Annotated in this window: 11 protein-coding genes; 4 read left to right on the top strand and 7 right to left on the bottom strand. The window is 48.7% G+C overall.

All coding sequences use genetic code 11. The annotated features are described in order from the left end of the window. Positions 1–24: 24 nt before the first annotated feature. Both B9Y58_RS09740 and B9Y58_RS09735 read left to right on the top strand, forming a co-directional pair. A complete protein-coding gene (locus B9Y58_RS09740) occupies positions 25–363 on the top strand; it encodes a SpoVG family protein (RefSeq protein WP_073055903.1) in 339 nt (112 codons plus the stop codon). Between the two features lie 10 nt (positions 364–373). Then, entirely contained in the window at positions 374–1,909 is a 1,536-nt protein-coding gene (locus B9Y58_RS09735; protein WP_073055901.1) for a YifB family Mg chelatase-like AAA ATPase, read from the top strand. Here B9Y58_RS09735 and B9Y58_RS09730 read toward each other — a convergent pair. After that, entirely contained in the window at positions 1,906–2,271 is a 366-nt protein-coding gene (locus B9Y58_RS09730; protein ID WP_233247905.1) for a dihydroneopterin aldolase, read from the bottom strand. The genes B9Y58_RS09735 and B9Y58_RS09730 overlap by 4 nt on opposite strands. Then, positions 2,265–3,284, bottom strand: coding sequence for a hypothetical protein (locus B9Y58_RS09725; RefSeq protein WP_073055900.1), 1,020 nt, complete (start codon positions 3,282–3,284; stop codon positions 2,265–2,267). The genes B9Y58_RS09730 and B9Y58_RS09725 overlap by 7 nt, the downstream gene beginning before the upstream one ends. A gap of 231 nt (positions 3,285–3,515) precedes the next feature. On the opposite strand from B9Y58_RS09725, the gene pgk reads away from it, so the two are divergent. Both pgk and B9Y58_RS09710 read left to right on the top strand, forming a co-directional pair. Next, positions 3,516–4,772, top strand: a complete 1,257-nt coding sequence (gene pgk, locus B9Y58_RS09720; RefSeq protein ID WP_073055898.1) for a phosphoglycerate kinase — start codon at positions 3,516–3,518, stop codon at positions 4,770–4,772. Between the two features lie 661 nt (positions 4,773–5,433). Continuing rightward, positions 5,434–5,781 carry a hypothetical protein gene (locus tag B9Y58_RS09710; RefSeq protein WP_073055894.1) on the top strand — a complete coding sequence of 116 codons (348 nt, stop codon included), beginning with the start codon at positions 5,434–5,436 and terminating at the stop codon, positions 5,779–5,781. A 52-nt stretch (positions 5,782–5,833) separates the two neighbouring features. Here the strand turns inward: B9Y58_RS09710 and B9Y58_RS09705 are convergent, their stop codons facing one another. The 5 genes from B9Y58_RS09705 to B9Y58_RS09680 form a co-directional block, all read right to left on the bottom strand. Next, a complete protein-coding gene (locus B9Y58_RS09705; protein ID WP_073055892.1) occupies positions 5,834–6,946 on the bottom strand; it encodes an iron-containing alcohol dehydrogenase family protein in 1,113 nt (370 codons plus the stop codon). A gap of 4 nt (positions 6,947–6,950) precedes the next feature. After that, positions 6,951–7,508 (bottom strand): ribonuclease domain-containing protein, encoded by a 558-nt coding sequence (locus B9Y58_RS09700; protein WP_073055891.1) that lies wholly within the window; start codon positions 7,506–7,508, stop codon positions 6,951–6,953. An 88-nt stretch (positions 7,509–7,596) separates the two neighbouring features. Next, positions 7,597–8,646: a fibrobacter succinogenes major paralogous domain-containing protein gene (locus tag B9Y58_RS09695; RefSeq protein WP_083532280.1), complete on the bottom strand. Its 1,050-nt coding sequence runs from the start codon at positions 8,644–8,646 to the stop codon at positions 7,597–7,599. 8 nt (positions 8,647–8,654) lie between these two features. Then, the gene (locus B9Y58_RS09690) at positions 8,655–10,868 is read right to left on the bottom strand and encodes an FISUMP domain-containing protein (protein ID WP_073055889.1); all 2,214 of its coding nucleotides are present in this window, start codon (positions 10,866–10,868) and stop codon (positions 8,655–8,657) included. Between the two features lie 429 nt (positions 10,869–11,297). Further along, positions 11,298–13,004 carry a Na/Pi cotransporter family protein gene (locus B9Y58_RS09680; RefSeq protein ID WP_073055885.1) on the bottom strand — a complete coding sequence of 569 codons (1,707 nt, stop codon included), beginning with the start codon at positions 13,002–13,004 and terminating at the stop codon, positions 11,298–11,300. Positions 13,005–13,025 lie beyond the last annotated feature (21 nt).

Genomic DNA, 13,025 nt, shown 5'->3' with positions numbered 1-13,025 from the left:
ACTCATACAAACTAGGAGGCCTACATGGCTACAAAAGAAAAGACTCACGAAAAAGAAAAGAAAGAATGGAATGCATCCGGCGCATTCGACTGCCTCGCTGTTACCAGCGTCCAGGTTTATCCCTTTAGAGAAGGCCCTTCCATGGGACATATCAAGGGCTTGGCATCTATTGTTCTCAACGACCAGTTTCTGATCCGCGGTCTGCGCGTCATGGAAGGTGAAAACGGAATGTTTGTGGGTTACCCTGTAGACCCGTTCTTCAAGGGTGAAGAATACCGCAGCGTCTGTTTTCCCATGGCAAGGAATCTGCGCGAGCACATTGAAAATTGCGTCCTTGAAAAGTATCAGGCTTCCGTAGTATAGGTAGATCATTATGTTCCGTCGAATCCGTTCTTATTGTCTGTTTGGAATCAAGGCTGTTCCGGTAAGCGTCGAAGTAGACGCCTCCCAGGGACTGCCAGGATTCACTTTGGTTGGTTTGCCTGACAATGCAGTAAGAGAGTCTAGAGAACGTGTCATTTCGGCCATACGTTCGGTAGACAAAGTGGTGACGGGTTTCCGAACAACGGTAAACCTGTCACCAGCGGATTTGCGAAAAGAAGGGAGCGCCCTGGACTTGCCCCTTGCTATTGGGCTTTTGACAGCCACCGGAGAAATCGATGTCCCCGACTTAGACAATCTCGTTTTTGTCGGAGAACTTTCACTTGATGGTCTGCTAAAGCCTGTCCGGGGCGTTCTTTCCTTCGCCATGAGTTTGTCTGAAAAATCGAAAGACATTTTAGTCATTCCAAAAGCGAACGAACAAGAAGCATCCCTTGTTGAAGGCGTCCGCTATGTTTGCGCCGACACACTCAAGGAATGCGTTGAGATTTTGGAATCCGGCGTCGCCAGAGCCGTCCACGTTGCAAAGGGATTCAAGGACAAGAACAAGAACTTGTACACCCCTAAAGACATCCCCGATTTCAAGTACGTGGTCGGCATGGAAAGCGTCAAGCGTGCCCTCGAAGTCGCAGCCGCAGGCGCCCACAATTTCCTTATGGTTGGCTCGCCCGGAGCGGGCAAGACCTTGTGCGCAAAATGCCTGCCGGGCATTTTGCCCGAAATGACAGAGCTTGAAATCCTAGAGACATCCCGTATCCATTCGTGTGCACGCTCCGCGGGAGAAGCCGAAGATTTCAAGCCTGTCATGGTCCGCCCGTTCCGCACCCCCCACCACAGCGCCTCTATGGTGTCGCTAGTGGGGGGTGGCACCCGGCTAAAGCCGGGTGAGGCGAGCCTAGCCCACAATGGAGTTCTCTTTCTAGACGAACTGCCCGAATTTAATCGCAGCGTTCTGGAAGCTTTACGTGAACCTATGGAAGAAGGCCAAATTTCGATTAGCCGCGCAAGCGGGACCATCACTTGGCCCGCACGTTTTATGATGGGTGCAGCCATGAATCCTTGTCCCTGCGGCTACGCCATGGACCCGAAGCGAGCCTGCACGTGCCTGCCCGAGGCACGCAAGCGCTACCAAGAAAAAATCTCGGGCCCGCTTCTTGACCGCATCGACATCCAAGTGAGCGTCCCGCCCGTCGAAGCCTCGCAATTCGCCCAAAAAAAACTCGCCGAGTCTTCGGCGGAAATACGCAAGCGTGTTTGCGCCGCCCGCGAAATTCAACGTTTACGGTTCAAGGACACACCCTTCAAGACGAATGCGGAAATGTCTTCAGATTTTGCCAAAAGCAGCTGCAAACTTTCGGCCGAAACCGAAAAATTTTCAATCAATGCCGCCGACAAAATGGGCCTGAGCGCCCGCGGCTATTACCGACTATTAAAGGTCGGCAGAACAATTGCCGACCTTCGAAATTCAGATTCCGTTGAAATTATAGACCTGTCAGAAGCTTTGCGCTACCGCGCCTTCCGCAGCTAGCGAATCACCTTGATGCTGGATTCAGCGCCGGCGCTCTGGGGAATCGACAGGGGCTTGCGGACAGATACTTCCGCGGCCACCGTCTTGGGGTAGTGGTTCAAGATATATTTGGCAGTTTCAAGCACCAAGGTTTCTTCCAACTGAAAAGACGACCTGCAGACAAAGTCCTGCACGTCGTCAGCTAATTGTACATAATCAATTGAATGGGCAAGGTCTTCATTTCGGGCGGCCAGAGAAAAATCGAGCCACACCGAAATATTCAAGACAACCGGCTGCACATTTTCACGCTCGTAAGGGAGCGTTCCGATAATGCAGTTGAACTCCAAATCACGTATCGTGATTTTTCCGGTTTCTATTACCATACAAAGAGAACGACTGCACCAGCGATAGAGGCTGCGGAAACGCCAAGCCAGATGTTACGAGCGGAAGTGTAAGAATCCTGGGTCTTCTTGTCTTCGTCCATGCGCCTCTGCAAGTCGCGCAGGCTCCAGGTATCTTGCCTTACCTGCGAAGCCATTATTTCTTCGCACTTGGAGTCGCCTTCACAGGCACTCAAGATCTGGGCGTTCAAGGTCTTCAGGTCATCGTAGGCGTCCTTAGCCTCGTTGGCCTTGCTATGCTGCATAATACCGATCACGGCAGCCGTAACAGCGAGAGCGGAAAGACCGACAGCGGTCCAGAAACGGACTTCGTCAGCAATACCGAAACGGTCGCCCACGTCTCTTGCAGCATCGGTAGCAGTGTAGTCACTGTCATCAATCGGAGCGGAAGTCTTGTATTTGCTGTAGTCTTCATCATCGTCGTCTTCGCAATCCGGATCGTATTCGTCACATTCTTCAGCCTGACTGCTCGGAACGGCAGGAGCGGCAGCAACTGTTTCTTCTTCCTCCTCTTCTTCTTCAGCAACAGGAGCGGAACCCTTCAAGTCAACCGGTTTGCCATCGATATACACAACTGCGTTCGAAAGACCAGGAGCATAAACAGCCTTACCGTCGAAATAAACCTTTTCAACATCCTTGTCGGCAGCCTGACCGCGACGGGTATAAACCTTAGCCTTGACGAGCTTGGAGTAGTCAACGCCTTCGGCGGTCATCGGAGTCATTGAGGAAACATCGCCTTTACCGCCCTGGTATAGTTGGTAAGAGGTTTCAGATTCACCGAACGGGTCTTCAAACTTCTGACGGACAACCATGCGGCCAGCCTGCAGAGACGCAACTTCTTCTGCCGGAGCGACCTTCAATTCGCCACCGAATTCGGCTACAATGTAATCGTCAGGAGAACCTGCATCCTGGGCGGTAAATTCTTCGATATCGTAAATGCCAGCAAAAGCGGATACGACAGACAGGCAAAGGACCATCAAAAGTGAACGTTTCATTTATTACTCCAAAAGGTCTAATTTTTTGATGGAAATATATAAAAAAATGCAGATAGATGCATTAAAATAATGCTTTAATAATATACAATCGTGCACATAATGTTCTCCGCCAGCCTAATGTTTATCAATATTTACACGGACTATGAAACAAATCGGAGAACAATTCAAAGGGGTTTCTTTTTTACTATATTTACATCCGTAAAATTTTAACCCTAACAGAGGATTGCTACAATGGCAAAGCTTTCTATCGAAGATCTCGAACTCGCCGGCAAGCGCGTGTTCATCCGTGTTGACTTCAACGTTCCGCAGGACAAGGTGACTGGCGAAATCACCAACACCAAGCGTATCGAAGCCGCCCTCCCGACCATCCAGTACGCTCTCGATCACGGTGCAGCCGTTGTGCTCGCCTCTCACCTGGGTCGTCCGAATGGCGAAAAGAACATGAAGTACACGCTCGCTCCGGTTGCAAAGAAGCTTGAAGAACTCATCAAGAAGCCGGTGAAGTTCCTCTCCGACTGCGTGGGTCCGGAAGTCGAAGCTGCCTGCGCCGCTATCAAGCCGGGTGAAATCATCCTCCTCGAAAACCTCCGCTTCCACATCGAAGAAGAAGGCAAGCGCAAGATCAAGAACGCCGATGGCACCGAAACTAAGGAAAAGGCCGACAAGGAAGCCGTGAAGGCCTTCCGCGCAAGCCTCACCAAGCTCGCTGACGTCTACGTGAACGACGCTTTCGGTACCGCTCACCGCGACCACTCCTCCATGACTGGTGTTGAACTTCCGCAGCGCGCTGCCGGTTTCCTCATGAACAAGGAACTCAAGGCATTCGACCAGGTGCTCAACAATCCTCCGCGTCCGTTCCTCGCCATCCTCGGCGGTGCCAAGGTCGCTGACAAGATTCAGCTCATCAACAACCTCCTCGACAAGGCCGACAAGATCATCATCGGCGGTGGCATGGCTTTCACCTTCAAGAAGGTTCTAAACAACATCGAAATCGGTTCTTCTTTGTTTGACGAAGAAGGCGCAAAGCTCGTTCCGGATCTGATGGCCAAGGCCAAGGCTGCCGGCAAGGAAATTATCCTCCCGGTCGACTACATCGCTGCTGACAAGTTCGCTGCCGACGCTGCTACCAAGGCAGTCTCTGACGCCGAAGGCATTCCGGCTGGCTGGATGGGCCTCGATGTGGGCGCCGAATCCACCAAGCTCTTCGTGAACGCTATCAAGTCCGCCAAGACCATCGTCTGGAACGGCCCTGCAGGCGTGTTCGAATTCGAAGCATTCGAAAAGGCTACCAAGGCTATGGCCGACGCAATCGTCGAAGCTACCGCTGCTGGCGCAATCACCGTGATCGGTGGTGGCGATACCGCTACGGCTGCCAAGAAGTACGGCGCCGACAAGAAGGTGACCCACACCTCTACGGGTGGTGGCGCTTCCCTCGAGCTCCTGGAAGGCAAGGTTCTTCCGGGCGTCGCATTCCTCACGGATAAGTAACTGATTATGAGGCGAGTGAAGCGCGAACGCTTGCGTTCGCATTTCCGAGCCGATGAATCAGCAATCGCGTAGCGATTGAAATTTGCCCATAGGCGTCGCGATACTTCGTTGTCGGGACACTCGCTGTATGATTTATACAGCTTCGGTCCCTCCGCCTCGTCTCGCTAGCCTCTGAACAAATTTTGGATTTTATAGGAGTCCTCATCGCGAGGGCTCTTTTTTTGCTCTGCTCACAACTGAAAAAATTTCTGGATTTATCAACTCCGCAACATCGTTTGCGGAGTTTTTTATTTTATCTATGAATAAACATTTTATATTATAGGCATGGCAAAGTTTTTGAGCAAGCATCTTGGAAATAACAAGCCTCAATGATGGGCCCATTCAAGAGGATTCAGCAAAATTGGACTCCGTTCTAGATCTACCTCAAATATCTAAAGCGAGTGCGCGATAAAAAGCCGAGTTTCAAGGGAACGATTGTCTTAAAACTTGAAATCGGTGAGCCGGTGGAAATTTCCGCAAGCCAAACATGTCGGATCAATCACGATTCCATTTACATTCCAAGAAAACAATTAGCATTCTAATTTCGCAACCAGGTGTTTGCACGCTTTGATTTTAAGTTTTATATATTAAACTTAAGAAGTCTTTAACAAAGGAACATCTTATGTCGATTGCAGAAATTTCTAAAAAATTCCATGCGGATAAGCGTGGTAATTGCGCGATGTCGGTTGCATATGGTTATGCCCGAGCCACAGGCAAGTCCGAGATAGATGCAACGGCCACGGCACAGATGTTCCGTGACTTTGGCGGCGGCAAGGCTCCTAACGGTGCCTGCGGTGCGCTCTATGCGGCAAAGATGATGCAGCCCGACCATGCCGATGCCATCGAGGACTTTTTCAGGCGCGGCGCGCAGAATTTTACCAAGTGCAGCGAAATCCGTCCGAACAAGATTATCCCCTGCAATCGCTGCGTGGAACTCGCCGGCGAAGCACTGGATTTTTTAGAAAAATAGAAACTAGAACCGCCCACCCCTAATGGGCGCAAACAAAAAAAACTAAAACGGTTTAGTTCGATTCTACGACCAAAGACTTTTCGTATATGAAGTCGACATCGGCAGCAGTGATTGCTCCGGGAACGAGGTCCAGCTTAGAGCGATTCGTTTTCATTGCAGCTGCAAACTGGTCGCGCAGAGCTCTCGGGATGGTACAAGTCCCGATTAATTTGCGAAGCATCGCCGCAAATTCCTCAATATTCTTAAGCCCTAAAAGAGAAAGTATTTTCTGAACGTCCTCGGGCACAAATTTTGCGCAGATCTCAGTGTAAGCGGCAAGGAAGTAGCCGACCGCGGGTCCGTGAGGAACACCCGCATGGAGTGTGAGATCATAGCTCATGCCATGCGGCACCGAAGTACTTGTATGGGCAATGGACATGCCGGCAATAGTCGAGGTGAGCATGAGCTTTTCATAGAGGCCCGAATCGATAGCGGCATCGGAGAGCAACGCGCTTTTGCATTCGCCCCAAAGCTTGAGGCCGTATTCCGGGAACATGCGGTTGAACGCATTCGACTTGATATTAAGAATGCTTTCGACCATGTGAGAAAGCGCATCGACAGCCGTATTCACAATCAACTGTTTCTTTGCCGAGGCAAGATACTTTCCGTCAACAAGCGCAAGCGCCGGGAAAATCACATGCGGAATACTTTTCTTGAGTTGAATCCCGTGATTCGTGATGATCGAAACTGGCGTCGCCTCGGAGCCTGTTCCACACGTTGTCGGGACAGCCACGACAGGCGCATGATCCAGAGGGCTGCTTGACGCTTTGTGAAGGTCATCGGCATCGACGGCAGGATTCAACAGGAGCAACGACACCGCCTTGGCGGCATCGATAGCGGAGCCTCCCCCAACGCCAATGACAAAGTCCGCCTTAAAACCTTGCGCAACCTGAACAGCCTTGCGCACCGTATCCGTCGACGGATTCTCTTCGACTTCGTCAAAAACCTGGAACGGGATATTGCCGGAATTCAAGACGCTTTCAACATCGTTCAAGGAGCCATTCGCTACTGCAGAATGGCGACCCGTCATAATGAGCGCGCGCGTTCCGACAGAAAGCAATTGATTCGCGTGTTTTTTCACGCAGTCCTTTTCAACATAAATATCTGTCGGAACAAAGAAACGCATATAATTACCGAATGTCCTGCTTGCTGAATGTCTTGTAATGGTCTGCGGTATAGTAAATCACGCAATCCGACGCATAGACAAGACGCTTGGTTCCACGGCTATCGTCATGATAATCCACGTCGGCTTCGTGATAAGAACCTTTTGGCAGAAGACCTTCACTGTCACTGTAGACGTCACCACCCACCATGAAGTCAAACGCGGTCCACGGATTAAAATTCCACTTCGAAAAATCTCTACCCGTTTCTTCTTCCACAAGGGCTATAGCCTCGTCCTTGGTAATATAATTGCTCGGCAACTTGTCGAACTTGCATAAGTATGCGGCCACGGAATCCTTGGTGGTATACACGCCAGACTTCACTACGGCATCATATACAGACTGCTTCGTTTCGCTAGAAGATGATGTCGCTTCTTCGCTAGAAGATGATTTTCCTTTCTTCGATGCCGAAGACCTTCTATAAAGGTCTTCATCGTCATCGCTGGAAACGGTCGGCGTAGAGCAGGCTGCAAAGAATGCGGTCACCGCACAGGCAAAGGAAATTTTGAAAAAAACATTCTTCAGCATATCTTAAATATATCAAATAAAACCCTATTTAGGAATACTGACCGGAATTAAATTTTGAAGTCGTCAATCAAAATCCACGTAATGGATTCTAGTCAGAGTCCTTCAGGCAACGAACAGACATCCCGACATCCCTCGGAGATCCTTCCAGCACCACTTTTCCCATACTATGCATCAGGAACACATCATTCGATCTCGTATCGGTTTCTTCCGTCGAAGTCCATAAATGGGCTGCAAGCCTGGCCGTGGAACCGAAAGAACCTTGTTCAGACATAAAGCTTCCCGGAAGAATTGAGAATCCGTAATCATCGGTACCTGCATACTGAGCAAACTCTTCTTGAATATACCAGTAAGCCTTTGACTTTAACTTGACACCAGCCATTTCTTGTCCGCCGACATAATTAATCAAGTCAATCCATTCCAAAAGACCCGGCAAATGCCAACCTTCGGGGCACGCTTTCATCGCATCGTTCCAACGATATAGCTTGCCGTATATTTCACATTTTTCAGGATCGTTCTCATGGCAATAGCCAACCGCATCTTCACCGGAATAATTCAAATTTTCGCCAAACCAGACTTGCCTTCCCAACTTGAGAATTCGGTATGTCTGACCATCGCGCGAATCCGTGAATGTAGAATCCGTCAATTCCGACAAACTCTCTGCACTAGAAGACGATTTTTCCTCTTGTATAGACGAGCTGCTCGAAGATTCATCAGGTTTCTCTTTGCTAGAGGAAGACTCTATTCCACTTGAAGATGATTCCTCTAACAAGGTTTCGCTCGAAGAGGACTTTTCGTTTTCAGAGATACTGTTCTCACTAGACGAGGATTCCTCTTTTTTGCTACTAGAAGATTTTTCGTCTTCAACGATTGCATCTTCGCTTGACGATGAAATTTCATCCGATTTGTCAATCTCATCAGAAGGAATCCACTTGTTCGAGTAACAAATGTATTCCTTATCGTCATCGGTTACGAATACGACTTCGCCTTTGCGCTTGTTGGTACAAGCCCCCAAGTCATAAATAGATTCAACCTCTTTTGTATCTGAAGTTGAGAGGCCACTTGAATCAATAGTATTTGATTCATCGCCACAAGCGAGTAATAGTACCAACGGGCAAAACGCGACAAGAGGGAAACGCATCGGGTAATTTATTCCTTATCCTTCACACAGCGCAGAGAGAATCCGCGATCTTTTTCGTTATAGCTGCTATAATAGTAGCTGATATAGTTGTATCGATAGTCAAGGAACCAATAAATAGCACCCGTACTTTTGGCAGCTTCATTTGCACTCCAGAAATTGGCAAAGTAGCCAGCATCGTCAAAAAGATAGCGGCTGTAATTGTCAGTCGGATCAGCATGAATGCCATAATAGGCTCCCGTCGGAATGGCAGAGAAGCCATATTCGTCGGTTGACTGCTTGATTGTGCTGTAACCCACCCAACCTCTAGAGGATTTCAATTTACCGGAATAATCATTTGTTGATGTTGAAGCCGTTTCCATTTTCGCAACGTAAGTCTTAAGCTGTCTCCATTCTGCAGTGTCGGGCACATGCCATTTTTCAGGGCAAAGGCCTCTATGCGGACTTTCAATAAGCGCAGCAGCCGAAGTCTTCAAGTATTTCGAATCAAGATTCATAGCGGCTGTCCAGCTATAAAGTCTTCCACCAACCTCACAATTGTCCTTGACATTTTTATAGCACCAGGCGTTTTCAACAAGGTTTGCATTATCTTCATCGTAATAGTTCAAGTTTTCTGCCATCCAAGTCTGAAGTCCAATGGTTATCGTCTTATAGGTCTTTCCATCACGACTGTCCTTGATTTCTCCATATTCCATTTCACTGTTCAAGTAAGCGCTCTTACTAAAATCGTAAACACCCATCTTGCGCCAATTTCCATTACCACCATCGCATACATAGGTAATAGGAGAACTGCTAGAATTCATATCGGTGAAAGTCTTCTTGTTATTACCCTTGGTGCAAGCGGTTTTGAAACTATTTTCAATAGACGTGGGCAAACGCCAACGGTCACCATCGCAAACATAAGTTTTGCCCAAGTTATCGCTGTAAGCGTTTGTCATCTTAATCATCATGCCGTCTTGCTTTGTATCGCACACTCCAATTCCATAAATTTCGCCAACAAACATGCTGATATATTTTTCGAAATTCGGAACAGAGCTATTCATCGCAGTCAGTTTTGTACGAATAACAGTAAGGTTGGAATCATTTTTCATAGCCCAGTCAGCCATGGCAACCTTTGCCGCAGAATCACTCCAACGGCCGTCATCTTCGAAATCGGTTGCAAGAGTCGTCAATCGGCTGGTAAGGTCAGCGTCGCTCAAGCCCCCCTGCAAAAGAATGGATGCAGCAAGAAGCTTCGCATCATCTTCGTAGCTTCCAAAGATGCTCAAGTCTTCAAAAGCATGGTTGTTGCCAGACCAACCGAAAGCAGCGAGAACTTCTTTTTCGGCAGCAGCCTTTGCCGCAGGCACATTTTTGTATTTGCCACTTTCTGCAAACAGGTTAATGATTCGCTTGTGAGCCAGGTGTCCCAAAACGTTGACATTTGCAGAATTACGATCACTCAAATCAACAAGAGACTTAAGGGTCAACTGGCCTGCGCTCTTTTTATAGGTGTTTTCATTGTAATAATAGCCATTTGCTTGCATCAATGCATATTGGCTCTTGAGCGTCACCTTAGCCGATGTGTATTCGCCCAATTCACTTGTAACTTCCCATTCAAAAGTGGTTCCAGTCGGGTCCAGAACATCGTCTAATTCAGAAAGTTTAATCGCTGTTCCGCTTGCAAAGGGACCTTTTTCGGCAACACCCGTAAAGGTTTTCTTTGATATAGCAACATTTTCTACAGTCTCATTTGCACCCTGTACGCTGGAACTCGATTCGGGAACACTGCTCGAGCTTGGCGCCGTTGAAGAACTAGAGTCATCCTTTTTAGATTCAGAAGAACTGTCCTTGGAATCGGACGACTTGTCCTTAGAAGACGAAGATTCATCATCCTTGGAATCGGATGATTTATCTTTTGAAGAAGAGGAATCATCATCTTTAGATTCTGAAGACTTTACCTTTGAAGAGGAAGATTTATCCTCTTTCGATGCAGAGGATTCCGGTTCTCCGATATCCTTCCAATCATTCTTGGTGCATTCGTAATTGACGCCTTTCTCTTCGACAAAAATGACGTCGCCAATACGATCAGATGTACATTTGCCCAAGTCGTAAATCGTCTCTACGCTAGATCCGTCCGCTAGAGTATCTTTTGCTTCGGGCTTGGTAGAAGTGGAATCTCCGCCGCAAGCGATCAAGAGTGCGCTTGAGGCAACCATTGCCTGTAGAGAGAACTTCATTTTCATTCGGACCTCGTTTGAGAGATTGATGGGACTATTCAATGTAAATATAATTTTATCACGATAATATTTCAAATAGAAGGATAACCCTTGAGAACCTATGTGAAATCGGTCACAAAAAAGGCCCAAACTGCCTTAAAAACGCAAAAAAAGCGAACCGAAGCCATGCAAAGCGCACGGCAAAAGTTCGCACGAAGCAGAATTGCGATGTCTTTTCAAAATTCGCCTAGAAACGAGCAAGGTCCTAATCTATATCTTGAAGCGGAAACAAGTTTCCGACAAGATATGATTACGACATCCTTCGACGAACAATGGGCAAAGCCCATTTCCCGCGCTAAAAGCGCGGAGTCTCAGTAACAAAGAACGATTTGGCGTAGCGTACAAAGCGTACGTGAGCCAAATCGTGATGCAGTATTGCGACGTTTATAGTCAAATTTAGGTGGAGAATTTTTTGTTCGTGTGAGCTTCTACCACGTTCACCACGTAGTCGCCGAGTTTTTCGCAATCGTTCACCACGTCCATGTAGTGCACGCCCATCTGGTAGCTGTACTTTTGCGATTCGATATCGGCAATGTTTTTCTCCTTGAGAAGCTTGCGGTAATCGTTGATCTCATTCTCCATATTCAGCGTACGGTTTGCGTCGGCAGTCACAGCATCGCTAATGACATCGATCATGTTCGTTAACGCCTTGTCGCAAAGTTGCATCATGTGCTTGATGCGGTTGTACTGCTCTTCGGTAAAGTCGTCGGAACTTCTAAACTTGCGGTTGATGGCGCGGGCCATATTGTAGCAAGCGTCGCCGATACTTTCGATTTCAGAAATTTCGCGGAGCATCGACTGGATATTCGTCTTACTTTCGGGGCTCAAGCGGCCTTCGGAAACCTGGTTCAGGTACTTGGCAATTTCAATTTCCATGTTGTCGCTGATGCCTTCGTACTTCTCGATGCGGGCAAAGAGCTTCACGAAATCGTTTTCGTCCTTCATCTCGAGCAGTTCGGGCACCATGCGGAACATCTTCTGCGTGCGGGCTGCAAACAAGTTAATTTCCTTGCGGGCTTCAAAAAGCGAAAGTTCTGCAGTGCTCATGAGGCCCGCACTGATAAACTTGACCTTGAAATCCTCGCCGTCTTCCTTCTCGCGGATAATCTTGCAGATGATTTTTTCCATCGGCTTGATGAACCAGATGAGGATAAGCACGTTGCAGAGGTTGAATGCCGTATGGAAGGCTGATAGCGCGTAGGTCACACGGACGCTCGCCTGGGCAACTTCTTCTTCGGTATGCGGCACGAACGTCGGGTCGAACCCTACGATGCTGCACACCATGTTCACGAACGGGCGGAACACTATCAACACCCACACCACGCCGAACACGTTGAACAGCATGTGGGCCAAGGCCGCACGTCTCGCCTGCGTACTTGCCGAAAGAGCGGCGAGGTTCGATGTCACCGTGGTACCGATGTTTTCACCCATCACAAGCGCAATGCCCTGATATATCGGAAGCACTCCGCTGCTGCAGAGCAAGAGCGTAATCGCCATGATAGCCGCAGACGACTGCACGCACATGGTAAGGACGCTACCCAGCAGCAAGAAGAGGAGCGTGCTGAAGATTCCCCAACCGCCGGTCGTCGCAAAGAAATTGATCACCGTCTGGTTATGGGCCAAGTCCATGGCCACCGCATTTTCACGCAGCGTGGTAAGGCCGAGGAACATGAACGCGAAACCGAACACGAATTCGCCGATGCTCTTGGTCGAATTCTTCTTGGTGTAAGAAAGGATGATGCCGAGGGCGAAGAAGGGCCACACCACCGAGCTCATGTTGAACTGGAACCCGAATATGGACATGATCCAGGCCGTGGCCGTTGTACCGATGTTTGCGCCCATGATAACAGGAATGGCCTGACTCAATGTGAGCAGGCCAGCATTAACGAAGCTTACGGTAAGTACGGTCGTAGCGGTAGAAGACTGCACCGAGGCAGTCACAAAGGTACCTGTGAGAAGGCCTCCAATGCGGTGCTTGGTCATGGTTCCAAGGACAGCACGCAAGTGACCGCCCGTGAGTTTCTGCAAGCCTTCGCTCATGGTCTTCATGCCGAACATGAGGAGCGCAAGGCAACCGATCATTTTAAGAATCATAAGTGTCATAGGACATTCCTACGGAACGCC

The sequence above is a fragment of the Fibrobacter sp. UWB15 genome (assembly GCF_900177705.1).
In the GTDB taxonomy this organism is placed as follows: domain Bacteria; phylum Fibrobacterota; class Fibrobacteria; order Fibrobacterales; family Fibrobacteraceae; genus Fibrobacter.
The sequence above is the reverse complement of the archived record's forward strand: the minus strand, read 5'-3'. Positions and strand labels throughout refer to the sequence as shown.